The sequence below is a fragment of the Marinobacter sp. genome (genome assembly GCF_039977835.1).
GTDB lineage: Bacteria > Pseudomonadota > Gammaproteobacteria > Pseudomonadales > Oleiphilaceae > Marinobacter.
Genome location: NZ_JBDWCL010000029.1, coordinates 64,628 through 91,271, shown reverse-complemented (window position 1 = coordinate 91,271; position 26,644 = coordinate 64,628). Strand labels below are relative to the sequence as shown.

Annotated in this window: 23 protein-coding genes; 11 read left to right on the top strand and 12 right to left on the bottom strand. The window is 57.7% G+C overall.

Annotation, left to right across the window (positions count from 1 at the left end):
• Positions 1 to 140: 140 nt before the first annotated feature.
• The 8 genes from ABJM11_RS09015 to ABJM11_RS08980 form a co-directional block, all read right to left on the bottom strand.
• Positions 141 to 857 carry a HAMP domain-containing sensor histidine kinase gene (locus tag ABJM11_RS09015; protein ID WP_348297163.1) on the bottom strand — a complete coding sequence of 239 codons (717 nt, stop codon included), beginning with the start codon at positions 855 to 857 and terminating at the stop codon, positions 141 to 143.
• On the bottom strand, positions 854 to 2,497 hold the full coding sequence (locus tag ABJM11_RS09010) for a tetratricopeptide repeat protein (RefSeq protein ID WP_348297162.1): 1,644 nt from the start codon (positions 2,495 to 2,497) through the stop codon (positions 854 to 856). The genes ABJM11_RS09015 and ABJM11_RS09010 overlap by 4 nt, the downstream gene beginning before the upstream one ends.
• Complete coding sequence (locus ABJM11_RS09005; RefSeq protein ID WP_348297161.1) at positions 2,494 to 6,012, bottom strand: PAS domain-containing hybrid sensor histidine kinase/response regulator; 3,519 nt, start codon at positions 6,010 to 6,012, stop codon at positions 2,494 to 2,496. The genes ABJM11_RS09010 and ABJM11_RS09005 overlap by 4 nt, the downstream gene beginning before the upstream one ends.
• A gap of 40 nt (positions 6,013 to 6,052) precedes the next feature.
• Positions 6,053 to 6,559 (bottom strand): hypothetical protein, encoded by a 507-nt coding sequence (locus tag ABJM11_RS09000; RefSeq protein WP_348297160.1) that lies wholly within the window; start codon positions 6,557 to 6,559, stop codon positions 6,053 to 6,055.
• A 97-nt stretch (positions 6,560 to 6,656) separates the two neighbouring features.
• Positions 6,657 to 8,426 carry a sodium:solute symporter family protein gene (locus ABJM11_RS08995; protein ID WP_348297159.1) on the bottom strand — a complete coding sequence of 590 codons (1,770 nt, stop codon included), beginning with the start codon at positions 8,424 to 8,426 and terminating at the stop codon, positions 6,657 to 6,659.
• A 6-nt stretch (positions 8,427 to 8,432) separates the two neighbouring features.
• Entirely contained in the window at positions 8,433 to 8,696 is a 264-nt protein-coding gene (locus ABJM11_RS08990; protein WP_250092768.1) for a DUF4212 domain-containing protein, read from the bottom strand.
• A gap of 209 nt (positions 8,697 to 8,905) precedes the next feature.
• On the bottom strand, positions 8,906 to 9,616 hold the full coding sequence (locus ABJM11_RS08985) for a 3'-5' exonuclease (RefSeq protein WP_348297158.1): 711 nt from the start codon (positions 9,614 to 9,616) through the stop codon (positions 8,906 to 8,908).
• 17 nt (positions 9,617 to 9,633) lie between these two features.
• Positions 9,634 to 11,550 carry a putative nucleotidyltransferase substrate binding domain-containing protein gene (locus tag ABJM11_RS08980; RefSeq protein WP_348297157.1) on the bottom strand — a complete coding sequence of 639 codons (1,917 nt, stop codon included), beginning with the start codon at positions 11,548 to 11,550 and terminating at the stop codon, positions 9,634 to 9,636.
• Positions 11,551 to 11,733: 183 nt separating this feature from the next.
• On the opposite strand from ABJM11_RS08980, the gene smrA reads away from it, so the two are divergent.
• The 9 genes from smrA (at position 11,734) to ABJM11_RS08935 (ending at position 19,305) form a co-directional block, all read left to right on the top strand.
• Positions 11,734 to 12,312, top strand: a complete 579-nt coding sequence (smrA, locus tag ABJM11_RS08975; protein WP_348297156.1) for a DNA endonuclease SmrA — start codon at positions 11,734 to 11,736, stop codon at positions 12,310 to 12,312.
• A 42-nt stretch (positions 12,313 to 12,354) separates the two neighbouring features.
• Positions 12,355 to 12,546 carry a hypothetical protein gene (locus ABJM11_RS08970; protein ID WP_348297155.1) on the top strand — a complete coding sequence of 64 codons (192 nt, stop codon included), beginning with the start codon at positions 12,355 to 12,357 and terminating at the stop codon, positions 12,544 to 12,546.
• A 71-nt stretch (positions 12,547 to 12,617) separates the two neighbouring features.
• The gene (locus ABJM11_RS08965) at positions 12,618 to 13,103 is read left to right on the top strand and encodes a (2Fe-2S)-binding protein (protein WP_348297154.1); all 486 of its coding nucleotides are present in this window, start codon (positions 12,618 to 12,620) and stop codon (positions 13,101 to 13,103) included.
• Between the two features lies 1 nt (position 13,104).
• Entirely contained in the window at positions 13,105 to 15,309 is a 2,205-nt protein-coding gene (locus ABJM11_RS08960) for a molybdopterin cofactor-binding domain-containing protein (protein ID WP_348297153.1), read from the top strand.
• An 8-nt stretch (positions 15,310 to 15,317) separates the two neighbouring features.
• Positions 15,318 to 16,289: an XdhC family protein gene (locus ABJM11_RS08955; protein ID WP_348297152.1), complete on the top strand. Its 972-nt coding sequence runs from the start codon at positions 15,318 to 15,320 to the stop codon at positions 16,287 to 16,289.
• Positions 16,290 to 16,335: 46 nt separating this feature from the next.
• Complete coding sequence (locus ABJM11_RS08950; protein ID WP_348297151.1) at positions 16,336 to 16,962, top strand: methylthioribulose 1-phosphate dehydratase; 627 nt, start codon at positions 16,336 to 16,338, stop codon at positions 16,960 to 16,962.
• A complete protein-coding gene (locus ABJM11_RS08945) occupies positions 16,959 to 17,519 on the top strand; it encodes a cupin (protein WP_348297150.1) in 561 nt (186 codons plus the stop codon). The genes ABJM11_RS08950 and ABJM11_RS08945 overlap by 4 nt, the downstream gene beginning before the upstream one ends.
• Positions 17,516 to 18,208, top strand: a complete 693-nt coding sequence (gene mtnC, locus ABJM11_RS08940; protein WP_348297149.1) for an acireductone synthase — start codon at positions 17,516 to 17,518, stop codon at positions 18,206 to 18,208. The genes ABJM11_RS08945 and mtnC overlap by 4 nt, the downstream gene beginning before the upstream one ends.
• A gap of 47 nt (positions 18,209 to 18,255) precedes the next feature.
• Positions 18,256 to 19,305: a DUF3080 family protein gene (locus ABJM11_RS08935; protein ID WP_348297148.1), complete on the top strand. Its 1,050-nt coding sequence runs from the start codon at positions 18,256 to 18,258 to the stop codon at positions 19,303 to 19,305.
• A 13-nt stretch (positions 19,306 to 19,318) separates the two neighbouring features.
• On the opposite strand, the gene ABJM11_RS08930 is transcribed toward ABJM11_RS08935, so the two are convergent.
• The 4 genes from ABJM11_RS08930 to arsC are packed head-to-tail and all read right to left on the bottom strand — an operon-like array spanning position 19,319 to position 22,501.
• Positions 19,319 to 21,121 (bottom strand): GspE/PulE family protein, encoded by a 1,803-nt coding sequence (locus tag ABJM11_RS08930; protein ID WP_348297147.1) that lies wholly within the window; start codon positions 21,119 to 21,121, stop codon positions 19,319 to 19,321.
• 13 nt (positions 21,122 to 21,134) lie between these two features.
• Entirely contained in the window at positions 21,135 to 21,503 is a 369-nt protein-coding gene (locus ABJM11_RS08925) for a DUF2069 domain-containing protein (protein WP_348297146.1), read from the bottom strand.
• Between the two features lie 28 nt (positions 21,504 to 21,531).
• Positions 21,532 to 22,134 carry an NAD(P)H:quinone oxidoreductase gene (gene wrbA, locus ABJM11_RS08920; protein WP_348297145.1) on the bottom strand — a complete coding sequence of 201 codons (603 nt, stop codon included), beginning with the start codon at positions 22,132 to 22,134 and terminating at the stop codon, positions 21,532 to 21,534.
• A 13-nt stretch (positions 22,135 to 22,147) separates the two neighbouring features.
• Positions 22,148 to 22,501 carry an arsenate reductase (glutaredoxin) gene (arsC, locus tag ABJM11_RS08915; RefSeq protein WP_348297144.1) on the bottom strand — a complete coding sequence of 118 codons (354 nt, stop codon included), beginning with the start codon at positions 22,499 to 22,501 and terminating at the stop codon, positions 22,148 to 22,150.
• A gap of 72 nt (positions 22,502 to 22,573) precedes the next feature.
• Here arsC and ABJM11_RS08910 point away from each other — a divergent pair, with 72 nt between their 5' ends.
• Both ABJM11_RS08910 and dnaE read left to right on the top strand, forming a co-directional pair.
• Complete coding sequence (locus ABJM11_RS08910; RefSeq protein WP_407069985.1) at positions 22,574 to 23,053, top strand: TlpA family protein disulfide reductase; 480 nt, start codon at positions 22,574 to 22,576, stop codon at positions 23,051 to 23,053.
• Positions 23,054 to 23,097: 44 nt separating this feature from the next.
• Positions 23,098 to 26,580, top strand: a complete 3,483-nt coding sequence (gene dnaE, locus ABJM11_RS08905) for a DNA polymerase III subunit alpha (RefSeq protein ID WP_348297143.1) — start codon at positions 23,098 to 23,100, stop codon at positions 26,578 to 26,580.
• Positions 26,581 to 26,644 lie beyond the last annotated feature (64 nt).

The window sequence follows — 26,644 nt, the reverse complement described above, 5'->3', positions numbered from 1 at the left end:
CATCCCGAACTCAGCAGTGAAACAGACCAGCGCCGATGGTAGTGTGGCTTCTGCCCATGTGAGAGTAGGTCATCGTCAGGCTCCTAAATAACAAACCCCCAGCGGCTTCGCCGTTGGGGGTTTTTTATTTGGGATACGATTCAAGGCAACCAGATCTCAAACACCCCACCCCCCAAGCTGCCCCCATTATGCAATCGAATAGACCCGGTCCGATCGCCTTCGCTGTGCAGCTGCGCAACAGATGATGCGAAAAACAGGCCCAGGCTGGTACTCCCGCTCTTGAAGTCCAGAGACTTGAAGCTCGGTGTGCCGGTGTGCTGCATACTCTCCGGATAACCCTCGCCATCATCCTCTACACCAATAACGAGAAAACCCTGCCGCTCCGACGCAGTCAGCTTGATCTTGCTTCTGGTGTAGCGAATGGCATTGTTAATCGTGTTGTTCAGCACGCCGGTCAGCAGGTCTTCATCGAAGAACCCGTTAATATCATCAGCCGCTATCTCAAGCTTGATACCCAGTCCGTCGAGAAGAGGCGTGTGCCGTGCCATATGCTGGGAAAGAAAGTCAGGGACAAAGTGTTCTTCAATGTGAGCTGACAGGTTGTTCTCGCCGAGCCGGTAGATACCAAGCAGTTGCACAAGATCATTGTGCATCCGCTCAGCTTCGTACTGCAGGGTATTGAAGCGTGAGGACTCTCCGATCGACTGTGCCTGCTCCTGGCGTAATTCATCCAGAGAGTTCAGAAGCATACCCAGGGAGTTCTTCATGTCGTGAACAGCTGATGCCAGCACCATGGAGAAATCGATACCTTGAGCTCGCCGGGACTCGACAGGGGTGTCGTGGTTGTTGGTGCTCATGACATCATTCCTTTCAGTTTTTTGCGTAAGGACATCAGGCGACGGTACTGTCGGTGTTGCTCCGGCAGCCCCGAGAGTCTGGCGAGGTATTTTTCGCAACGTTTCAGCAAATCGCGATCGTCAGGGGATTGCTGGTACTTCTTCATCAGTACCTGGACCAGGTTAAGGTTGAGCGAGGCATGGGACGGGACTATTTCAAGGGCCTGGCTGAAGGTTGCGACGGCTTCATCAAGGTTTCCAGCCTCAAACGCCTTGATGCCATCCCGATTCAAAGATCTGGCTTGCAGTTTTTGCCGGAATCCCACGGGCTCATCAAGCAGGTTCTCGATCTTCTGCAGTAATGCCGGATTGTCATGGAAGCGATTGGCCAGGGTTGTCAGCAGGTTTTTTGCTTCGTCATCTCGCCCCAGTCTGAATAATGTCTTGGCGTAGTCCAGGCCCGCTTCCGGATCCATGAGGTCCGGGTCGCCCAGTTCGTCCGCAACACTTTCGATAGCCTTCTGGGCCTCGTTCAGCCTGCCCTGACCGGCATGAACCCGTGACTGCACAATGCGGCTCCGGACTTTGATGTCTTCCTGATCCGCAAAGCGTTTCTCCATGCGGCGCAGGATTGTGAGAGCTTCGTCGGCATTGGCGGAGCCTTCGTCGGACGTGTCACCCTCGCTCAGGTCCGACAGTGACTGCCCCAGGGCCAGGTAATGCTCGGAGCTGTCGTGAATGGAGTAGGTGCCCAGAGTGACTGTTTGCCGCCATGCGTCTGATGCCGTCGACATGTCCTGGTTGGATGCCGCCAGTTCGGCCAGGTGTTTGTGTCGCAACAGGGCGTTAGGCGAATGTTCGGCGGCCTTCTCCAGAATTTGTTGTGCCTGTGTGGGGCGCCCCTGTTTTTCCAGTGCCTCGGCCAGCAGGTCATAGGCCTCCATGTAATCAGGGTGCTTGGAGACCAGCTCCTTCAGGGTGGTAACAGCATCATCGTAGTTCTGATTGGCCACCAGAATTTTTCCTCGCCCCAGCCTGGCCCATGAAAGATCCCGTTGTACCAGCACATCGTCGTAGATTTTCAGAGCGTGGCTGAGGTCGCCTACCCGATAGTAAAGATCGGCGAGGGTTTTCATCAGCCAGGTTTTATAACGCGGTTTTGCAGGTAGAGTCTTCAGGCACAGGGAAATGGCTTCCGGAAAGTTTTCACGATCGATTTCCCGGTTGATGGGAAGCAGGGCATTGCGTTGCGTAAGCAGGCTGCTCAGCCGTTTTTCCAGCATGGCCCGGTTGATGGGCTTGGTCAGGTAGGCGTCGGGCTGGTATTCCCTTGCGCCCATGACCATTTCTTTGGATGTTTCTGCGGTCACCATCAGGAACAGCGAAGAGCGCTTCAGAAGCTTCTTGTGTCGCAATTCCTCGAGAATGTGCTGGCCGTTTTTGCCGTCGCCCAGATTATAGTCACAAAGGACCACGTCCACATGATTGTAGGAGCAATACTGGATGGCGGTGGAGGCATTGGGCAGCAGCTCGATTTTGTCGGCACCGCAACTTCGCAGCATCTGCCTTATGGAAAGGCGAAAGTTCTCAAAATCATCGACGACCAGAAAACTGAGTTTTGCAAAGGTGTTCCCGATGGCATTGTCTGCTGAGTCGGTCATTGGCGTTTCTGCTTGAGTAACTTGTTAACCACCGCCCGGAGGGCCGCCGGTTTTACGGGTTTGTAAAGTATCTGATAGCCCCTGCCAATAGCATCTTCCCTGACCTCTGGAGCCATATAGCCGGTAATGAGTATGCCAGGTATATCATTGGTTGCCTCCTCTCTCAATGAGTCCATTGCGTCGAGACCATTACGGTTATCATCAAGCTGATAGTCCGCCAGTATGATGTCCGGTTCGGTGCCGTTTAGCTTGTGGCGGGCATCTTCGAGGCTTTCGGCGGTAGTGACGTCACACTGCCAGTTGTCCAGAAGGGCGCTCATGCCATGAAGTATGGCCGGGTCGTTGTCGATGCAAAGCACGTGCAGCCCTCCCAGGCTGGAGACGCGCCGGGATGCCGGGGCGGGCCTGGCCGCATTCTGCTCAACGGGTTCGGGAGGAGCGACCGGTACGGTTATGCTGAACACGCTTCCCAGACCCTGGACGGAGCGGACATTTACCGGGTGGTTGAGCATCCCGCAGATGCGGTCGACGATGGCCAGCCCCAGCCCCAGCCCCTTCTTGTCCCGACCCTGCTGAAAGCGGCGGAATTCTTCAAAGATGTGAGCGAGCTGGTCATCCGGGATGCCGGGGCCGGTGTCCCAGACTTCAATGCGGATGTAGCCCTTAAGGCGGCGGCATCCGAGCAGTATCTTTCCGCTGGGTGTATACCGGATGGCATTGGAGAGGAAATTCTGGATCACCCTTCTGAGCAGTTTGGAATCCGAGCGTATCCATGCGCTGCTGGGTACTACGTGCAGATCCAGCCCCTGATCCTTGGAAATGGCGGAGAAATCCGTGGCGAGGTGACGCATGATTTCATTGACAGGGAATACACTGATATCAGGCTCGAGCGCGCCCGCATCCAGTTTGGATATGTCCAGCAGGGTGCTGATGATTTCTTCGGCAGCCCCGAGGGAACTGTCGATATGTTCCACCAGTTCACTCATTTCCGGGTCCCGGGCCTTGCCTGCAAGGGCAGAGGTGAACAGGCGCGCGGCGTTCAACGGCTGGAGCAGATCGTGACTGGCGGAAGCGAGGAAGCGGGTTTTACTCTGGTTGGCCTGTTCGGCAACCGACTTGGCTTTGAGCATTTGCTCATTGATGACCTGCAATTCCTGGGTGCGCTCCTTGACCCGCTGTTCGAGATAGATGTTGGTTTCCTTGAGTGCCTGTTCGGTGCGCCGCATGGCGGTAATGTCCTGGAACGTGGTGACATAGCCGCCGCCAGGAATCGGGCTGCCATCAATTCGCAGCACGGTGCCGTCAGGGCGCTGGCGTTCGTAGGACATGGGAAGACCTTCACGCATGCGATTGCAGCGGTCGGTAATAATATCGTCAATGCGTCGTGCCGGCAGATTCGCGTTGGTCAGGTTATAGCGCATCAGATCTTCCACCGGCCTGCCGACCCGCACAAAACCGGCCGGGTAGTTGAATTGCTCAAGGTAGCGCTGGTTCCATACCACCAGCTGTTGCTGATGATTCACCACCGAAACACCCAGGCTGATGTTCTCAATGGCGGATTGCAGAAGCTCCCGGCTGAACGTCATCGCCTGGGAGGCTTCATCGACAATGCTGACGACATCCTCAATCTGCATGTCCCGGCCGGTCAGGGTCGACTCAAGGACAACCCTGGCCGTGGATGCACCGATCACCGAGGCCAGCTGGCGCTCGATAAACTTCATCAGATGCGAGGACGCGGGGCGATGAAGATGCAGGCGGATGGCGTTGCGCCGCTCGTAATTACGGAATATGGCCTCTGCCCGTTCCTCTCCCATAAAGCGGTCAGCAATGGCCTGGAGGTCAGAAGTGAGGATTTCGCCCTGCCAGCTTTGTTGCTGGGGTGTTTCCGCTTTTGGCTGGGGGTCGTGGAAGAACGACGCAATCTGGATCTTCTCCCGCACCCGTTGACGGGTGAGCATGGACAACACGATATAGGTGACGGTGTTTATGCCAAGGCTCCAGATGATGCCATGGCTGATCTGGTCCAACTCGGAGCCGAACAGAGCTGTAGGCCTTGTCCAGTTGATGCCCCAGACGCCCTGTTCGATCAGCGTATCGCTCAGCCAGCCGGTTGAAGCCAGTGCCGGCAGCAACAGGGTATAACACCACATAAGAAAACCGAGCCCCAGGCCCCATACAGCACCTGTATGGTTGCCCCGTCGCCAAAGGATGCCTCCGACCAGGGCAGGGCCGAACTGCGCCGCGGCAGCGAACGACAGTAGCCCGAATGCAGTCAGGCTGTAATCTTCCCCGGCCATGCGATAAAAGCCATAGGCGGTAAACAGTACAACGAAAATGGCCACCCGGCGGATGCTTAGCAGCAGGTAGCTCAAGTCTGTACGCTTGTTCATACCGGGCCGGAAAAATTTCAACAGGGCAGGCATGATGATTTCGTTACTGACCATGGTGGCGATGGCAACGGAGCAGACAATGACCATCGCTGCCGCAGCCGAGCCGCCACCGAGGAATGCCAGTATGGCAAGCCATTGTTCGCCAGCTGCAATCGGCAGGTTGAGGATCAGTATGTCGGGGTCCGACGAGCTGATTTCCGGCGACAGGAGTCCGGCCGCTGCAATCGGCAGTACAAACGCACTGGCGATGATCAGGTAGATGGGCATGGCCCATCGGGCAGTCTCGAAATCCCGGTGGTCTGTGTTCTCAACGACCATAACGTGGAACTGCCGTGGCAGGCAGATAATGGCAAGCATGGCCACCAGTGTCTGGGTTATAAAGGCCGGTGCCTCGATGCCATCCGTGGTCAGGGTGCCTACCAGCCCGGCCTCACGAACATTGCTCCAGAGATCGCCGAAGCCTCCATAAAGGCCGTAGCCGACAAACAGCCCGACGGCGACGAAGGCAACGATCTTGATCAGGGATTCGAAGGCAATCGCCTGGATCATGCCCCGGTGGTGTTCCGTGGATTCCAGATGTCGCGTACCGAAAAGGACGGTAAACACCGCCAGTACCAGAGTGATGTACCAGGCAGAGTCGTTCCAGGCGGCTGTGCTCAGCTCGGTGTGGGCAGCGCCTGAATCCGAGAGCACATTGAAGCCCATTGAAATGGCTTTTAGCTGCAGCGCGATGTAGGGGACGCTGCCAATAAGGGCGAAGATGGCGACCATAGCCGCCAACGACTGGGATTTGCCGTACCGCGAAGCGATGAAGTCGGCGATGGAGGTGCTGTTGTTGCGCTTGCTGATGAAGATAATTCGGCGCAGCAGTGGGGCACCAAACACGAACACCAGTAACGGGCCGAGATAGATGGGCAGAAAGCCCAGCCCTTCCTGGGTAGCTCGCCCTACAGCGCCATAGAAGGTCCAGGAGGTGAAATAGACGGCCAGTGACAGGGCGTAGACATGGGTTCTGGCCCAACGCCGGCGGTAGAGCCCGGGGTGGCGGTCACCAGCCCAGGCAATGGCAAACAGTAGCGAGATGTAAGTGATCGATATGAGGACTAACAGCCAGCCACTGAGCATAAACAGGCTTTCCCAAAATACGATGAACGAACGTCAGGGTCTACTGGTCGCAGGCAAGCGCCAGCAGTTGGTCGTCTTCAGATAATATCCGGAGTGCACTGGTATCCAGGCTCTTTTCGCTATTGAGGGGGACCAGTTCCCGCGTGTCACAGTTTAGCAGATACATTTTCTGGGATACCGCGTCTGTATACGACTGTTCAAAACGATAAAGACTGAAACGGACGATGTTCTGCTCCGGGTCGTCTCTCACCACACTTTTGGTATCGAGCACGGTAAAGGCTGCTACCTGTGGTACAACATAGGCCCAGGGCCTCCAGGGTGCGCCATACTCTTCTGTGCTGACGACCACGGCCTCCTCAGGCAGCTGTGTCTGCTTGAGATCAAACCAGGTGTACTCCATGTAGATGAGATAGCCCAGCATGCCAGCGCCAGCGAACGCCGGAATGATCCATTTTGGCGCTTTCTTGCGAGTAATGGCCCGTATACTCAAGGCGATGCCAGCGGCCCCGAGACCACAGAACACGGTTGCCACAAAAGTCCAGAACATAAGATTGTTTCCTTGAAAAAAAACGGGCTTCCCCAAGGAGGAAGCCCGTTCAGGTTCAGCCAGTCAGATTGTCATCTGTCGTTGGCTGATGTGTTGCTTAGTGGTCAGTCGCTTTGCCGGAACCGCGTGGGTAACGGACGCTTTCGACCAGTTCCTGAATCTCAACGGGCGGCTCTTCGGTCGCATGAGAGACCGCAAAGGCTACCGCAAAGTTGATGATTGCACCAACTGCGCCGAATGACAGCGGGGAAATACCCAGCAGCCAGTTGTCCGGAGTGTTGGCCAGGTTGTTGGTTCCCGGAATGAAGAACCAGCCCAGGAAGATGAAGATGTAGACCAGGGTAGCACCCAGGCCGGCCAACATGCCCGAGATGGCGCCAACGTTGTTGATGCGCTTGAAGAAAATACCCATCATCAGCGCAGGGAACAGCGAGGCTGCCGCGATACCGAAGGCCAGGGCTACCACCTGTGCCGCGAACCCTGGAGGGTTGGCGCCAAGGTAGGTCGCCAGCACTATGGCAACGGCCATGGAGATACGTGCGGCCAGCAGTTCCCCCTTCTCCGAGATGTCAGGTTTGAAGCCACCTTTGATCAGGTCGTGACTCACCGCCGACGATATCGCCAGCAACAGACCAGCTGCCGTCGACAGCGCCGCCGCAAGACCACCAGCCGCAATCAGGCCGACAACCCAGCCTGGCAGGTTGGCAATCTCAGGGTTGGCCAATACCAGAATATCGTTGTTGTAGGTGAATTCGTTGCCTTCCCAGCCGCGGGCTTCAGCCTCTTCTGCGAACTCTGCATTATCAGCGTTATAGAACTGGATGCGGCCGTCGTTGTTCTTGTCTTCGAACTGGATCAGACCGGTCACTTCCCACTCCTGGATCCACTGTGGCCGTTCATCATATTGAATGGCCTGACCTTCGACACCGTCCGGATAGATAGTGGTCATCAGGTTCAGTCGAGCCATGGATGCAACGGCAGGCGCAGTCAGGTACAGCAGGGCGATGAAGACCAGTGCCCAGCCTGCGGACCAGCGCGCATCGGCAACCTTGGGTACGGTGAAGAAACGGATGATAACGTGTGGCAGACCAGCAGTACCGATCATCAGTGACAGGGTAAACAGAACCATGTTCAGTTTGTTGTCCACGTCTGCAGTGTAGTCCCGGAAGCCGAGTTCAGTGATTACCTGGTCCAGTTTCTCCAGCAGGGGAAGTCCCGAATCAACGTGAGTCGAGAACAGGCCGAGCGGAGGCAGCGGGTTACCAGTCAGTTGCAGTGAAATGAACACCGCAGGAATGGTGTAGGCAATGATCAGCACGCAGTACTGCGCCACCTGGGTATAGGTGATGCCTTTCATGCCACCGAGTACCGCATAGATGAAGATTACGATCGCTGCGATGATCAGGCCCATGGTGGCGTCCACTTCCAGGAAGCGGGAGAAGGCTACACCAGCACCAGCCATCTGGCCGATAACGTAGGTCACTGACGCTACAATCAGGCAGGCTACTGCCACAAATCGCGCATTTCTGCTGTAGAAACGGTCGCCGATAAACTCGGGAACCGTAAACTTGCCGAACTTACGCAGGTAGGGAGCAAGCAGCATCGCCAACAGTACGTAACCACCGGTCCAGCCCATCAGGAAGGTTGAGTTGGCATAACCGCCGGCGGCAATCAGGCCCGCCATGGAGATAAAGGATGCCGCGGACATCCAGTCAGCGCCGATCGCCGCACCGTTGGTGATCGGATGAACGCCGCCACCCGCGACGTAGAAATCACTAGTGCTACCGGCCTTCGCCCAGATGGCGATGCCGATATAGAGGGCGAATGAACCGCCTACGAATAACAGGTTGATTATAAACTGATCCATTCGAACTTACTCCTCATGCACGTCGAATTTTTCATCGAGCCGGTTCATTCGCCATGCGTAATGAAAGATCAGCGCGATGAAAGTAAGAATCGAACCCTGTTGGGCGAACCAGAACCCGAGGTCGGTTCCGCCAATAGGAATTCCGGCGAGCATGGGACGAAGCAGTATGGCGAAGCCGTAAGATACCAGGGCCCAGACGATCAGGCTCCCAAATATCAGGCGGAGGTTCGCCTTCCAATAATTCACAGCATCGTAGTCATGACCTGACATAGGATCACTCCTGTTTTGTTGTTGTGGAGGTTGGGTGGGTTTTCGATGATGGGTTTGTTGTAGAGAAATTATTATTCATATAGTTCTTCTCCGACTTGTTGTCCTCCTCGACTTTACCCGTCAAGCGATATATAGATATTGGCAAAAGGTCTAATTCTCAGTTATTTGCCTGCCAAAACGTCCGCAAATGCGACACAGTTCCAGGGTTTTTAACCTGGCCGATGCATGTTTTGAATGCGCCGGAAGTACTTTAGTTTGTCGGTGAGGTCCTGCAATGTGACAACGTCGTTTTTGTGAGCCCTGTTGATGACTGCAAGGGTCAGTTCGGCAGTGGCCAGGGCATCGGCGGCGGCATGGTGTCGCGCACTGACTTCAAGACCGAAAAAATCGGCCCAGTTGTCGAGGCCCCGACCCCCGGTTTTTGAATGGGGAAAGAAGGCCGGTAGCATCTCGGCCACGTCAATCCAGGTGTGGGGCTGGGTGTACCCCAGGGTGTTTTTGAGCGCTTTCTCGAGAAACTTCTGGTCAAAGGCGGAATGGTAGGCAAGGATGGGGTCGCCGTTCATCCATTCCAGCAGGTGCAGCAGGGCGTCTTCGGTCTCATGGCCGCGGGTCAGGGCCTCCGGACCAATGCCATGGATTAGTACGGTCTCACTGATGTCCAGTTCTGGCCGTCGGAGGATCAGGTCGAACTGGTCACCCATGGCTATAGCATTTTTCTGGATAGCCACGGCGCCGATGGCGATAACCTCATCTTTGGCCGCATTGAGTCCGGTGGTTTCAAGATCCAGGACAATCAGTCTGCAGTCGGACAGGCGCTGGTTTCCGGCCGTTTTCGGCGTAGGCAGGTGCTCACGGTCGGGCCCGCCGGTGCTGCCGGCCCTGAGCCGTTCAATCCAGTCTTTGATCTGCTCCAGCATAACGGTGGGCCCGCGGGTCAGAGTTGATAGGTCACTTCCAGCTTCTGCTGCAAGCGCTGGGCCTGGCGGAAAGATTCACGAAGAATTCGCCGGTCCAGCGGGTTGAGGTCGTCGGGATTGATGTAGTTGGTGAGGGGGTCATCCCGTTCCAGCATCTCCTGGTGGGCACGCATGCGAATGGCCTGAATCAGGCTGTAGGCCTCGTGCCAGGCATTGGCATCCTTGGGGTCGAAGACGCCTTTCTCCGCCAGTTTGCGCATTCGTTCCAGGGTATTGGCCTCGCCGACGCCGTTGGCGAGAGCAAATACCCTTACGGCCTCTACGAATGGCGCCAGGCCCTGACGTTTGAGGTCAAGGTTGTGTTTCTTGCCATCCGGGGCGTAGCGGAAGTTGCGGAACATGGTCAACGGTGGTTTGCGGGTAATGGCGTTGCCCGCAAGCATTTTCTGGAACAGGGCATTCTTGCGGATACGGGTAAGGACCTTGTCCAGGAGGGCGTCCAGCGGCTCTGTGGGGCCGAATACGGCTCTCATGTCGAGGAATATGGATGAATACACCAGATTTTGAGGGGTGGAGGCGTCGATAAACCGGACAAACCAGTCATCCCATTCACGTCCACTCAGGCACAGCTTCGGGTTGCTGGCCATAATATTGCCCTTGCACAGCGTAAAGCCGCACTCAGCCAGTTCCTTGTTGACGGTGTTGGCAAAGGGCAGCAGTTTTTCCCGCACCTGGTCTTCAGTCATTCCATCCGGCGTTTCAAACAGGATGCCGTTGTCCTGATCCGTCAGTAAGGTCTGTTCCTGGCGGCCTTCACTGCCGAAGGTCAGCCAGGTGAAGGGAATGCCCGGGTCGTTCTTCTTAATATTCAGTTCCAGCACGCGGCGCACGGTGGCGTCGTTCAGGGTGGTAATGATCTTTACGACCTGGCCGGAGTCCGCGCCATGGGCCAGCATGGCATCTACCAACCTGGAAACGTCGGTTCTTAGACTGACGAGGGTCCGCAGATGGCTGGCTGTGCCGATGGTTCGGGCAAGGTTGACAAGGTCTACTCTCTGCAGGGAGAAAAGGTCTCTTTCCGAGACCATGCCGATCAGGCGATTGTCCTCGTCCACCACACAGATATGCGCAAAGTGGTGTTCTGCCATGAGCATTGCCGCCTCAAATGCATCGGCCTCGGCGGTCAGGCAGCACGGGTTTTTTGTCATCACCTGTCCGATGGGAGTGTCCAGCGGGCCTTTTTCTTCTGCCACCATGGTGCGCAGGTCCCTCAGGGTAAAGATACCTTTGGGGTGTCGCTCGTCATCGGTTATTACGATGCTGCCCACATTGTTCTCGTGCATTCGCGCGACCGCCTTGCGGACAGGCAGGTCCGGTGAGCACACAATTGGGTTGCGAATGGCGTATCGTTCCAGCGGCGTATCCAGAGAGCTGCCGCCGCCGATTGACGCCATCGCGCCGCTCTGGATTCGCTGGTTAACCTGGTCGAGAAGGCTGCTTACGCCCCGCAGGCAGAAATCCCGGAAAGGATCGCTCTGTGAGAACAGCATGACAAAGGTATCGTGTTCAATGCTGAGGCAGAAGGTGTCACCGGAGGCCCGATGAAGGGTGCGGGTAGGGCGCTCACCGATCAGAGCGGCGAGGGGAAAACACTCGCCCTGACTGATTTCAAAAGTCGTTTCCGTCTCGCCATCCCTGTCACGGGAGCGCTCGCCGCGAATACGCCCCTGTTTGACGATGTAGAATCGTTTCACCGGACCGTCTTCGGGCGAAAGCACGATATCGTCGTCCGCGTAGAATCGCAGGGACGCGTGTTCGGCAAAATGGGCCAGGTGCGTGTCATCCATGTTTGAAAATGGCGAATGCTCGCGCAGAAACGTCATAATGGCGCGGGTATTCTGAGGGCGTTCGCTGTCCTGGGGTGCGGCGGTCATAAACGCGCTCCGTTGTCGTTGTTATGAGCCTGAAGTGTAGACCAACTGGTCGCGTGCAGGCGCTAAGATTTTCGTCGGAGAGTCAATAATTAACACCCGTGCCGGTGGTGCTCGCCGGTGCTCCTTTATGATGGGGGAGGCGGGTGGTAAAGTCCTACCAACCCGACTGAAAATGACATCGACATGACGACCAAAGATGAGCGCCTGAGCTTTCTGGAGGAGATGAAGGACGTCCGTCGCATCCGGAAGCCCAACAAGGCTGACGTGAAATCTCCAAAGGAACTGACTCCCGGCCACCTCGAGCGGCAGCGGTCAGCCATGGACCAGCCACTGAAAGACCGTAACCCGCTGACGGCTGACATGGTGGAACCGCTGACAGCGCATGATGTCCTGTGCTGGCAGCGTCCCGGTGTGCAGCACGGGGTGTTTCGCAAACTCCGGCTGGGGCAGTATCCGATTGAAGCACGCCTGGACCTGCACCGAATGACGGTCGAGGAGGCCCGCAGGGAAGTGTACGGCTTTATCGGCGACTGTGTCCGCTATGGGCTGCGGTCTGTGATCATCCTGCACGGCAAGGGTGAGCGTAACCCGGATGGCATCGCCCAGCTCAAGAGCTACATCGCCAAATGGCTGCCGGAGCTGGAGGATGTGCTGGCATTTCATTCCGCCCAGAAGCGCCATGGCGGTACCGGTGCCGTATACGTCATGGTTCGCAAGGGCGACCGTGACAAGCAACGCAACCGTGAAATTCACGGTGCCTGAGGTTAATCCGCCAAAACCGATAGAATCGGTCCGGAGGTAAGAGTGAAGCAACTGATGTTGGTACTTTTCGTGGCAGCGGCCCTGGCCGGGTGCAAGGACCGTGTTATCTGGAATGATAACGGCAAGGTCGAAGAGGCGACGACAGACCGGGAGGTCTGGGACTCAGAGGGTAAAATGCCAACCGGCGAAAGAAAGATCTGGACCGACAAGGACGGTGAGGACGTCGTCAAATAAGGCCGTTCCGGCTGAAGAAACAATAAAAACTCAGCCGGGGCCATGGCTCCGGTGAACACGGGAGAGTATCCATGGCCGTGCGCCTGACTGTGAATGGCAGAGAGCGAACTGTTGAGGTTGAAAATGACACCCCACTGTTGTGGGTGGTCCGCGATGAACTCGGGCTCAAGGGCACCAAATTCGGCTGCGGGATGGGCCTGTGTGGCGCTTGTACTGTGCATTTGAATGGCCAGCCGGTGCGTTCCTGTTCCACTCCGGTGGAAATGGCTGAAGGCGCCGAGGTGGTCACTATAGAGGGGCTGGCGACCGACGGAGATTTACATCCCCTGCAACGGGCCTGGGTGGAGCACGGCGTTCCCCAGTGCGGTTACTGCCAGTCTGGTCAGATTATGAGCGCTGCGCATTTGCTGCAGAACAGCCGGTCTCCTTCCCGTGAAGACATCGTCGCGGCGGTAAGCGGTAACCTGTGCCGTTGTGGTACCTATTCCCGCATTGTTGCCGCTGTCGAATCCGTGGTTGAAAACCGCGCCGACCAGTCCGGCCATGGAGAAGCGTGATATGACCCTGAACCGACGCGATTTCCTCAAGGTGACTGCGGGCGCTTCCGGCGGGCTGGTGTTTTCCCTGTCTCTGCCGGGCTGTGCCGGGGTGCAGACCGGTTATGATGAAAAAAGTGGCGACTGGAAGCCCGATGCCTGGCTGGAACTGACCACCGACGACAAGGTTTATTTCACTCTGGCCCGGGTAGAAATGGGACAGGGCACCTACACCGGCCTCACCACGCTGATTGCGGAGGAGCTTGAAGTGGCTCCCGCTGGTATACAGCCCAGATTTGCTCCGGTAGCGTCTGAGTACCGCAATCCTCTCTACAAGCTGCAACTGACGGGCGGAAGTACCAGCATGGCGACCAGCTGGCAGCCCTTAAGGGTAGCCGGGGCCTCTGCCCGCATCATGCTGATCAGGGCTGCTGCCAGCGTATGGGAAGTCAACCCGGAAGAGTGCCGGGCGGCAGACGGCCGGGTAGTGCATCCGGATGGAAGCCGGAGCCTGCCATATGGCAAGCTGGTCGAGCTGGCGGCGAAGCAAATGGTCCCTGATGACCCCGCTCTGAAACCCAGGGAGGAATGGCAATACATCGGCAAGAAACGGGGCCGCCTGGATGCCGAAGCCAAATCCACTGGCGCGCCGATTTACGGCATTGATGTGGAACTGGAGGGGATGGTTTATGCGGTGGTTTCCAGACCACCCCGTTATGGCGGCCGTGTTCGCTCCTTTGATGATTCTGCTGCCCGCACGATGCCCGGCGTACTGGACATCTTCGAAATCGAGCGGGGCATTGCCGTCGTTGCCGATAAATACTGGCGCGCTCGCAAGGCACAGGATGCACTGAGCATTGAATGGGATAACAGCGATGCTCTGGCGTTGTCTGATGAACAGGTGTTTACCTCCTATCACAAGGCGGCCGATGAGGACCGGGGTGAAAGCGAGCGCAGCGAGGGTGACTACAACGACGCGGTTGAAAGTGCCGAATGGGTGGTTGAGGCGAGTTACGAACAGCCCTATCTGGCACACGCCACGCTGGAGCCGATGAATGCCACGGCCTGGTACCGCGACAGTGCCATTGATGTATGGGCTCCAACCCAGGCCCCGGACCTGGGGCGTATTGCCGCTGCGAGGGTAACCGACCTGTCGCCGGACGATGTGACCATCCACACCACGTTCCTGGGGGGCGGTTTCGGGCGGCGGCTCACCAATGATTATATAGAGGAAGCCTCGGCTGTGGCGTTCCGGGTGGGCAAGCCGGTCAAGCTGATCTGGTCGCGGGAGGAAGACACACGCCACGATCTGTATCGCCCGGCCATGCTGCATCGTATGCAGGCCAGTGTCAGCGGTGGTCAGCTTACCGGCTGGCACCACCAGATTGTCGGCCCCCAGATACTGGACTGGTACGTACGCAACGCGGCGCCTGCACAGTATCCTTGGGCGCCAAAATTTCTCTACAACACCCTGGGGCGGGTGGGGTTGATGGCTGAGGGAATAGCCACGCCAAAAGATCATTCCGCTATCGAAGGTGCCATCGAGTATCCCTACCGGGTACCAAACCTGGATATTCGCCACACCCACACGGACCCGGGAGTGCCGGTCTCCTGGTGGCGGTCGGTGGGCTTTTCCCATAATGGCTTCGCGGTCGAAACTTTTATGGATGAGCTTGCCTATGAGTTGGGGCAGGACCCCTATCAGTTCCGACGGTCGCTGATTGACCACGAACCCAGGCATCTGGAAGTACTGGACCGTGCTGTCAGATTGTCACAATGGCACGACGGAGCCCAGGAAGGCCGGGCACGTGGGATCGCTCTGTTCCGTAGTTTCGGCACTTACGTGGCCCAGGTGGTCGAAGCCAGTGTCGAGGCCGGGGAAATCCGGGTGCACAAGGTGGTCTGCGCAGTAGACTGTGGGCAGGTGGTCAACCCGGATATTGTGCGGGACCAGATTGAGGGCGGTGTGATTTTCGGCCTCACGGCGGCACTTTACGGCAACATTACCTTCAGGGACGGGCAGGTCCAGCAGAGCAATTTCCACGATTATCCGTTGATGCGACACGACCAGCGACCTGATGTTGTGGTCGACATCGTTGATAGCGAGGAGTCACCCACTGGCGTCGGCGAACCGGGCGTTCCGCCGGTGATCCCGGCACTGGGCAACGCGCTGTTTGCCCTGACCGGCCGGCGCCAGCGCAGGCTTCCACTGAAAGCACAGGTGTAAGCGACTCCATGGCCACTGGCGCCCATGAATCTGTGTTCAATGACGTTCACGACTGGCTAAATGCCGGAAAGCGGGTGTGGCTGTGCACGATTACCGAAACCTGGGGCTCTTCCCCGAGGCCGGCTGGTTCCTGGCTGGCGGTCAGCAGCGACGGTGACTGGTCCGGTTCGGTCTCGGGCGGTTGTCTGGAAGAGGATCTGCTCAATCGCTGCATCGCCGGCGGGCCGGAGCAGCTCCAGTTCATCGACTATGGCATTTCCGATCAGGACCGGGACGATTTCCGTCTGCCCTGTGGCGGCCACATACGCCTGTTGGTGGAACCGTTGTTTCCCGAGCGGGATTTGCCTCATGTGGACGTGGTACTGGAGGCACTGCAAGCGCGAAACCCGGTGGCCCGGATTGTTTCCCTGGCCACCGGTATCGCGCAGTGTGAACCTGCGGGCAACCGGCAAGGTGGACTTACGGTGGACGATCAGGTTCTAAGGCATGACCTGGTACCCGAGTTCCGGCTGTTGCTGGTGGGCGCGGGTGAGGTGGCTCGCTACGTGGGCGAGTTTGCCCGGGCGGCAGATTTCTCCGTCACCCTCTGCGAACCTCGTTCACGGTTTTCAGAAGGCTGGGTGCACACAGGACTGCCACTGATCCAGGCACTGCCGGATGATCTGGTCAGTCGCTCCTTCGATGATCCATGGGCCGGGGTTCTGGCTCTGGCCCATGATCCCCGTGTGGATGATATGGCCCTGATGGCGGCGCTGAAGTCCGGGGCTTCTTACGTTGGTGCCATGGGCTCTGCCCGCACATCGGCTCAGCGTCGTAATAGATTGGCCTCGTTGGGGGTAACGGATGAGCAACTGGGCAGGCTGAGAGCGCCGATCGGAATTGATATCCCCAGCAAGACACCGGCTGAAATCGCCATTTCTGTGGTTGCGGACCTGATTGTGGTCCGTCAGCATTTGCGGGTGGCCCGGCCATCCTTATAATGGAAACCATCAAGCGCTGAACGGCGTGTCTGTTCCGAGGTGCCTTTTGTTCGACGTAACCCGCTACGCCATTGCCGCGCAATCCATCATCGATGCCGGCCATTTTCTCTACAGTCAGGGCTGGTCTCCGGCCACCAGCAGCAATTACTCCGCGCGAATTGATGATGAACATATCGCGGTCACTGTCTCCGGTCGCCACAAAGGCCAGCTGGTGGCCGGCGATGTGATGGTGGTGGACCTGGCGGGAAAGGCGGTTCAGAGCAATGCCCGTTCATCGGCTGAAACACAGCTGCATACGGTTCTGTACCAGCTATTTCCCGAGGTGGGCGCGGTGTTGCATACTCACTCGGTAAAGGCAACCGTGCTGAGCCGCCTGCTGCCGGCCGGAGAGCCGCTGATACTGGAGGGCTACGAGCTGCAGAAGGCTTTCTCGGGCATTGATACCCACGAGTCAGAGCTGACGGTGCCGGTGTTCGACAACACTCAGGACATTCCTGCACTGGCGCAGCAAAGCGGGGAATGGTTCCGGCAGCACCCGGAACAGCCCGGTTACCTGATTCGCGGGCATGGCCTTTATACCTGGGGCAGGACCATGGCAGACTGCTTGCGCCATGTTGAAGCCTTTGAATTTCTGTTTGAATGCGAGCTTGAAACCATGAGGGTCCGCCGATGACAACGTTAAGTATTTTTGACCAGAGTGCACCCGAAGCCCCACGCGTGGTCACCGAAGACGCCGGCAGGATTGCCAGCCTGCTGGCAGAGCACGGTGTACGGTTCGAGCAATGGAACACCCGGGACCTGCCTGCGGAAGCGTCATCGGACGATATCCTGGAAGCCTACGCAGATGAGATTCAGGCGCTCAAGGACGAGTGTGGCTTTCAGACAGCGGATGTAATCAGCCTGAATCCGGCCAATCCCCAGAAAGAGGTGTTTCGCAAGAAATTTCTGGACGAACATGTACACAGTGAAGACGAGGTGCGCTTCTTCGTTCGTGGCCGGGGGCTTTTTTACCTGCATTTCGGGGATCAGGTATATGCCGTTCTGTGTCAGAAAAATGACCTGATCAGCGTACCGGATGGCACACGCCACTGGTTTGATATGGGCCCGGAACCGGCGTTCACATGTATCCGCCTGTTCACTAACCCGGAAGGCTGGGTTGCGGACTTTACCGGTGAAGACATTGCCAGCCGGTTGCCCCGCTACGAACGCCTGGCAGGAGCGGCCGGATGATTCGCGTTATCCTTACGGACATTGAGGGCACCACCAGTTCGATTTCTTTCGTTCATGATGTGCTGTTTCCCTATTCGGCAAAGTACATGGCCGACTTTGTGCGGGAAGGTGAGGCCGACAGTACTGATATCCGGGAGCAACTGGATCCTGTTGCACAGATCTCCGGGGTCGCCAGAGACGACATCGAAGGGCTTGTCGGGGTACTGGATACGTGGATTCGCGAAGACCGCAAGGAAACGCCGCTGAAGGCTCTGCAGGGAATGCTCTGGGAGCAGGGCTACCAGCAGGGTGCCTTTCGTGGCCACGTATATGAGGATGCAGCTGAATACCTTCAGCGCTGGCATGATCGTGGTTTCCGCCTGTTCGTATACTCCTCCGGTTCCGTGAAGGCACAGAAGCTGATATTCGGGTTCAGCGAGGCAGGGGACCTGACACCGTTCTTTTCCGGCTACTTCGATACCCGTATTGGTGGCAAGAAGGAGCCAGAGTCGTACGGCAATATTCTGAACGAGCTTGGTGTCGAACCGCTCACTGTGTTGTTCCTGTCGGATGTGGAGGCAGAACTGCAAGCCGCTGAAAGTGCTGGTATGCAAACCATCTGGCTGATTCGTGAAGGTGATATCCCGGACACGGAACGACCGGTGGCCAGGGATTTTGCCGACGTTGACCGGTTTCTGCTGAAACGCTGACCCGCCCTGTGTGCCTTCTTCTCCAAATTCTGTGAGCAGGAGGCTATGTGCCTGATATACGAACCCTGATTGCCTCGCTGATTTGCTTCTCCCTTGCTGGCTGTGCGCCGGACACTGGTGTTCACGGCTGGCTGGACGATTATGTCGCGGAGGTGGCCGGAGCGCTGGAGCTGAGTCCCGAATTGTCCGGGATCGAACCAGTAGCGCAAATACCCCGTCGGCGTGAACGTGTCCTTGACCTGCCAGAGCTCGATATGGGCATGCTGGATTTCCTTTCTCTCTATGGCTGTGAGCTGCAATACGTGGTTGGTGAGCGCAATTCCATCATGGGCCGTGTGATGCAGCCACTGAACCAGTTGCGGTATGAAACCCGTTTTATCCGCGCCGCCCGGGACTGTCTTCCCGAGGCCGAGCGCGAGGGGGTTAAGGAAGAACTGGAAAAGGCGATCGAGAGCAAGTCGGAAACGCTGTCTGTTGCGGTATGGAACGCGACCTGGGGCGTGGAGGAGATTGAAAAGCTGTTTACCCTCTCGCAGGGATACTATCCCCGGGACGGCGGTGAGGCTGTTGTCGCTGAGCTGGCAGCAGACGTCGGCCAGCTGAATCAGACCGTGGCAGGGCTGTTGGCCGGCAACTCCGACGAGCCACTGGATTACGTTGGCCACGTGCATCAGCGCTGGCAGGCTGAGCACAGCGCGGGTCAGCTACTGAACAGTGCCCGACTGCTGACCACGCGGCTTGATGACGCTACAGCACTGCTGGTTGAGCGCATTGAAACCGATCCTCCGTGCCCGGAAGAGAGCGCCGGCGGGCTGTCGGACGTGCTCAAAAAAACTTACAGAAGCAGCTATACCGGCAGCGTTGAGACCTATCTGGGCAGTATCGAGCAGGCGCGCAAAGCATTGATTGAGCCACTGGAGAAGCTGGCGGCCCAGCAGTTCGATACCATGCCGGATGTCTTCCGGGATTGGTATCGGCGTCACCTGGCCGGCGATACTGCTGAAAGCCTCTGGCAGCAACTGGAGCGCGCCGCTGAAGCCCACGACCGGCGTTGGAAGCAACTTCTTGGCCAGTGCGGCGTTTCCGCGGAGTCATGAATCGCCATGCGGTTCAACGCTGGCTTTCGGGGGTCACCCGCAGAATTTCCTCGACCGTCGTGGAACCGGCTGACACTTTCTGCGCGCCACTGAGCCGTAAGGATTTCATGCCGTTCTTGTAGGCATCCACCCTCAGCTGCTCCAGTTCGCACTGTTCGGTGATTTGGCGGATCAGGTTGCCGGAGAGTTGCATGATTTCATACACCCCCGCGCGGCCATAGTAGCCAGTGTTGCGGCATTCCAGGCAGCCCACCGGGTGATAGACCTGCTTTGGAGTGGTTGCCTTCCACGGCCTTGTCAGGCTCTGCCAGGCCTGCTCGTCCACCGGCCCCGGCTCCTTGCAGTGGGGGCACAGGGTTCTGGCCAGCCGCTGAGCCATTACGCCCAGTACGGTGGCGCGAATCAGGTAGGGAGGAATGCCCAGCTCCATCAGGCGGGTAATGGCGCTGGGTGCATCGTTGGTGTGCAATGTCGACAGCACCAGGTGCCCGGTCAGTGCGGCCTGCACCGCCATCTCGGCGGTCTCCAGGTCGCGGATTTCGCCAATCATGATGATGTCCGGGTCCTGGCGTAGCAGAGCTCTCACGCCGGAGGCAAAGGTCAGCTCAATATTGGTCTGCACCTGCATCTGGTTGAAGGCAGGCTCTACCATCTCGATCGGGTCCTCGATCGTACAGATGTTCACCTCGGGAGTGGCCAGTTGTTTGAGCGTGGAGTAGAGGGTGGTGGTTTTACCAGAGCCGGTAGGCCCGGTGACCAGGACAATGCCGTGGGGGCGGTCGGTAATGCCCTGCCAGCGTTCCCGGTCTTCCTTTGAAAAACCCAGCTGTTCGTAGGACTTCAGCAGCACTTCCGGGTCAAAGATCCGCATCACCATTTTTTCGCCGAAGGCGGTGGGCATGGTGGCGAGGCGAAGCTCCACTTCGCTGTTGTCCGGCTTGCGGGTTTTGATGCGACCATCCTGAGGGCGGCGTTTTTCCGCCACGTTCAGCCGGCCAAGGATCTTCAGCCGGCTGGTGACAGCAACACCGACCTGATCCGGAAACTCGTAAACATTGTGCAGTACGCCATCGATACGGAAGCGCACCTGGGTGACGTTTCGCCGCGGCTCGATGTGGATGTCAGACGCACGCTGGTCGAAGGCGTATTGCAGCAGCCAGTCGACGATCTTGACTACGTGCTGGTCGTTGGCGTCGGGGTTTTCGCTGGCGCCCAGATCCAGCAGTTGCTCGAAGTTCTGGGCACCGGCGGGGTTGGCAGATTTGTTGCCGCCGGCCTTGCTGACAGAGCTGGCCAGCTGATAGAACTCGACCGTGTATCGGCGAATATCGTCGGGGTTGGCAACTACCCGGCGAATGTCCTTGCCGACGGCCTGGCGCAGGTTGCTTTCCCAGTCACTCTTGAAGGGCTCGCTGCTTGCTATCAGGACTTCATCCTGGCCGATCTCTACGGCGAGAATGCCATGGCGCTGGGCAAAGGCATAAGACATCACCCGGGCAATGGCCGGCGTATCTATCTTCAGTGGGTCAATATGGTAATAGGGCTGTTCTGCCCAGCCGGCCAGCCACTGCGTGAGCTTTTCCAGATCCAGGGTGCGCCCGGTTTTCTGGCTCTCCAGGCCTGACTTGGCCACCAGTTCCAGCGGGTGGCGCTGGCTGGCCGGCCCGCTACCGCCGGTGAAGGCACTGATATTGGCCGAGAGAACCCGCTCCGCGTCTTCCTGGGAAATCTCGCCACTGGTCACCAGGGCGGTACAGATATCCCTCAGGGTCAGCGTGTTTCTGTGGGGCGCGGGTGGATGGGTGCTGTCGGCCATGGAGTGCTTCCTGTCAGGTTTCTGAAACCGGCTGTGGACGATTCACCTTAAGATGGACCATGGCTACTGTAAACAGCAGGAATGTCAGCACTGTCAGTATGATGGGGGCGATGGCACCCTCGCTGAGCCACGCCGAGACCACGTAACGGGTGAAGTAGAAAATAACCACAAAGCTAAGCCAGATATAACCGCGGTTATGGCCACGGAACACCGGTACGGCAAAGGCCAGAAGCGGGAGGAGCTTGATACTGAGCATCAGGGTCACCGAGACACCCTCAGTCTGAACCGGGTAGAATGTGGTAACTACCAGAGCTACCAGGGTTGCAAGATAAAGCGCAATGGTTGTTCGGGCTGTGATGCGTGCTTTCGGATTGTGAAGCATTCAGGATTCCGTTGTTGGAAGTGGGCGGTCAGTCAACCAGTTTTACGGCGATCCGCGCGAGGCGTTCACCGAATGTCTGGCAGATGGTTTTCTCGTGCTCCGTTACCGCCTGCTGCTCTCCGGTGCCGGCCCAGTGGGACGGACCATAGGGGGTGCCACCGGAGTCGGTTTCGTTCAGCGCATTCTCCGAGTACGGCACCCCGCATAACACCATGCCATGGTGCAATAGTGGCACCATCATTGTCAGCAGCGTGGCTTCCTGCCCGCCGTGAAGGCTGCCGGTGGAAGTAAACGCACCTGCTGGTTTTCCGGCCAGAGCTCCGTTCAGCCAGAGATCCCCGGTGCTGTCGAGAAAATACTTCAGCGGCGCGGCCATGTTGCCAAAACGGGTAGGACTGCCAATGGCCAGACCCGCGCAATTCGCAAGGTCGTCCTTGTTGGCGTAGGGAGCCCCGTCGTCCGGTACCGCCGGCAGCGACGCTTCCGTATCCGGCGATATGGCCGGTACTGTGCGAATTCTGGCTTGGATGCCCGTTACCCGGGACACACCCCGGGCAATCTGTATAGCCATTTCAGCGGTCTGGCCAGTGCGGCTGTAGTACAACACCAGAATGTAAGGGGCCTCAGCCATCACCTGTCTCCGTTCAAAGAATATTAAGGACGTTCTCGGGCGGTCGGCCCAGGGCCACCTTATTGCCCTTGATGACGATGGGGCGCTCAATCAGTTTCGGGGTTGCCACCATGGCTTTGATCAGGGTTTGCCGGTCAAGCTCCGGGGCGTCCAGACCCTGTTCCCTGTATTCCTTTTCCCCGGTCCGCATCAGTTCCCGCGGGCCGATATCGAGAGCCTGGAGAATCTGTTCCAGTATCTGCTCTGTCGGCGGTGTTTCCAGGTAGCGTATAATTTCTGGTTCAACACCCTGTTCTCGAAGGAGTTCAAGGGTTTGCCGGGATTTTGAGCAGCGGGGGTTGTGGAAAATACGGGTCGGTTCTGTCATGGTTCTCCCTCTTTCCAGATCAGGTAAACTGCAAGTATGTACGAGCGCCGTAGTCTAACAGGAGGCCACCCTGTGCAATACCCTACCGAGCCCCTTGCCGTGGTTCGTTATTCGAGCGGAGTACGCCTGATCGGTATTATACTTGCCCTGTTGATGTTGGCGGGGTGTCAGAAAACGGAGTTTGAGAAGCCGGACGGCACGGTGCTGCAGTGGGAAAGCCTGCGTGGCCACTGGGTTCTGGTCAACTACTGGGCAGAGTGGTGCAAACCCTGCCTGGAGGAAATCCCGGAACTGAATGACCTCGACAGGTCCAGTGCCATTGTGGTTCTGGGTGTGAACTTCGATGACATCCAGGGCCACGAACTGATCGACCTGGGGGATAGAATGGGCATCAGGTACGGCATGCTTAACGAGGACCCCGGCCCCGAGTTTGGCTGGAAAACCCCGGTGGCCTTGCCGGCAACCTTCGTTATCAACCCTGACGGAGATCTCCTGGAAGCCCGTTTCGGTCCTCAGACCGAAGAAGACATTAAAGAACTGATCGGGCTCTGAACTCGCCCCGATCCGGAACCAACAAGCAGGAATACCCCGGCGCTATGTCACAGACCTTTGTCCACCTCCGCGTGCACTCCGAATATTCCATGGTAGATGGGCTGGTGCGGGTGAAGCCGTTGATCAGCCGGGTTGCAGAGCTGGGGATGCCAGCGGTTGGCCTGACCGAGCAGTCCAACATGTGTTCCCTGGTGCGCTTCTACAAGGCTGCCATGGGAGCCGGCGTTAAACCCGTCATCGGTGCTGATCTCTGGATAGAAAACCCCGAAGAGCCCGACAACCCTTTCAGGATAACCCTGCTTGCGCGGGATAAAGACGGTTATCTGAATCTCACCGAAATTGTGTCCCTGGGCTACACCGAGGGTCAGCGTTTCGGTAAGCCTATTATTCAGCGCAAGTGGCTCGAAAGTCGTACATCAGGACTCATTGCCCTTTCAGGGGCCCGGATGGGCGACGTTGGCAAGGCGCTGATGGCGGGCAAGCCGGATCTTGCTCGTCAACGTGCTGAATACTGGATGACGCTTTATCCGGAATCGTTTTACCTGGAACTGCAGCGCACGGGACGGCCCGGTGACGAAGACTGTCTGCATCTGAACGTTGAGCTGGCGGAGGCTCTTTCGTGCCCGGTGGTGGCTACCAACGACGTTCACTTTCTCCACGCGGAAGACTTCGAGGCCCACGAAGCGCGGGTCTGCATCGGTGAAAGTCGGACACTGGACGACCCCCGTCGAGACCGGCGTTTCAGCGACCAGCAGTACCTTCGCAGTGCGGAAGAAATGATTGAACTGTTCTCGGACATTCCCGAAGCAGTGGAAAATACCGTAGAGATCGCCCGCCGCTGTTCGGTTCAGGTCCGGATGGGCGAGTACTTCCTGCCGAACTATCCCATCCCCGATGGCATGACCATTGATGAATACTTCCGCAAGGTATCGGAAGAGGGACTGGAAGAGCGGCTGGCGAAAACCCTGAGTAAGGATGATCCGGAGTACGACACGAAGCGGGAGGCCTATTACACACGGCTTAACTTCGAGCTGGACATCATTACCCAGATGGGTTTCCCGGGCTACTTCCTGATCGTAATGGACTTCATCAAATGGGCCAAGAATAACGGCGTGCCGGTGGGCCCTGGCCGGGGTTCCGGTGCCGGCTCGCTGGTGGCCTACGCCCAGCTGATTACCGACCTTGACCCCCTTGAGTATGACCTGCTGTTCGAGCGCTTCCTGAATCCGGAACGGGTCTCCATGCCCGACTTCGACGTCGACTTCTGCATGGAAGGCCGTGACCGGGTGATCGCCTATGTGGCGGAGAAATATGGCCGTGAGGCGGTTTCGCAGATTATCACCTTCGGAACCATGGCGGCCAAGGCGGTGGTTCGCGATGTGGCCCGGGTTCAGGGGAAGTCCTACGGGCTGGCGGACAAGCTCTCCAAGATGATCCCCTTCGAGCCGGGCATGACCCTGGAGAAGGCGCTGGAACAGGAACCACAGCTGGTCGAGTTTCTGGAAAATGACGAGGAAGCCCAGGAAATCTGGGAGATGGCCTTAAAGCTGGAGGGTGTCTGCCGCAACGCGGGCAAGCACGCCGGGGGTGTAGTTATCGCGCCCACCAGGATCACCGACTTCTCGCCGCTTTACTGTGACGACGAAGGCGGCAGCCTGGTGACCCAGTTTGACAAGGGGGATGTGGAGGACGCCGGCCTGGTGAAGTTCGACTTCCTGGGGCTGCGGACCCTTACCATCATTGACTGGGCCCTGAAGATGATCAATCCCCGCCGGGAGAAACAGGGCAAACCGGCGCTGGACATCAACGAAATCCCGCTGGACGATGTGCCGTCCTTCGACATGCTCAAAAAAGCCGAAACCACGGCCGTATTCCAGCTGGAATCCCGGGGCATGAAAGACCTCATCCGCCGCCTGCAGCCGGATTCCCTGGAAGACATGATCGCCCTGGTGGCGCTGTTCCGGCCCGGGCCGTTGCAGTCCGGCATGGTGGATGACTTTATCGACCGTAAACATGGTCGCCAGCCCATGTCATTTCCGCATCCGGATTATCAATACGACGGCCTGAAGCCGGTTCTGGAGCCCACCTACGGGGTTATCCTCTACCAGGAACAGGTTATGCAGATCGCCCAGGTTATGGCGGGCTATTCCCTTGGTAACGCCGACATGCTGCGTCGGGCTATGGGCAAGAAAAAGCCCGAGGAGATGGCCAAGCAGAAACAGTTTTTCCTGGACGGGTGCGAAAAAAACGGCATCGACAAGACGCTGGCGGAAAACATTTTTGACCTCGTGGAGAAGTTCGCCGGTTATGGCTTCAACAAATCTCACTCCGCTGCCTATGCCCTGGTTTCCTACCAGACGCTCTGGTTGAAGGCCCATTATCCTGCTGAGTTCATGGCGGCGGTACTCACCGCGGACATGCAGAACACCGACAAGGTAGTCACGCTGGTTGAAGAGTGCCGGAGTATGGGGCTGGAATTACTGGTGCCCGATGTCAGCCGCTCTGAATACACCTTCACAGTGAACGAGGATGGCGCCATTGTTTACGGCCTTGGGGCCATCAAGGGGTTGGGTGAAGGCCCGATTGGCAGTATCCAGGCGGGGCGGGCAAATGGCGAGCCTTACGAGGACATTTTCGATTTCTGTCGCCGCGTGGATCTGAAGAAAGTGAACAAGCGCGCGATGGAGGCGCTGATTCGTTCCGGGGCCATGGATAAACTTGGAGCTGGTCGGGCGCAGTTGATGGCGAGCATAGACAAGGCAATCCAGCAGGCCGGACAGCAGTCCCGCAACGAATCTGTGGGCATGACCGATATGTTCGGTGAGATGCTGATGGGCGGTGAAGATGGCGATCCCTATTCCGATGTGGCGAATGTCCGGGAATGGCCCGAGAAGGAGAGGCTGAAAGGTGAGAAGGACACCCTCGGGATCTATCTGACCGGCCACCCGTTCGACGAATATGAGAAAGAAGTGCGCCGGTTCGTGCGCTCCTCCATTGCCGACCTCAAACCCGCGCGGCAACCCCAGCGTGTTGCGGGCCTGGTGGTGGCTCAACGCTCGATGAAAACCCGGACCGGCTCCACCATGGCCTTTATCACTCTGGATGACCGCAGTGCCCGCATTGAGGCAACCCTGTTCTCGGAAGCATTTTTTGAAAACCGGGAGTTGTTGCAGTCGGACCAGGTGATTGTGGTTGAGGGGCAGGTCAGCCACGATGACTACTCCGGCCAGATGAAAATGCGGGTGAACTCGGTAATGGACGTGGGCACGGCGCGGCAACAGTTCAGTCGCGGGCTCAAGCTGGCCATACACGCCGACCAGTTGCAGAACGGTCTGCTTGACAAGCTGGACTCCACCTTGCGGCCCTTTCGATGTGAAGGCAGCCCGGTGTGGATCGAATACAGCAGTGATAATGCCAGCACCCGTATCGAACTGGGTGAATCCTGGCGCGTTCAGCCGGATGACGACCTTTTGCTGGAGCTGAAATATCTGGTGGGCGACCAGTCCGTAGAACTGGTCTATGATTGATAGTGTCCGGCAAGGTTTATCCCGGGTGTGGCGGACAAACTGAAACATTACGTTTTTGTCAGAA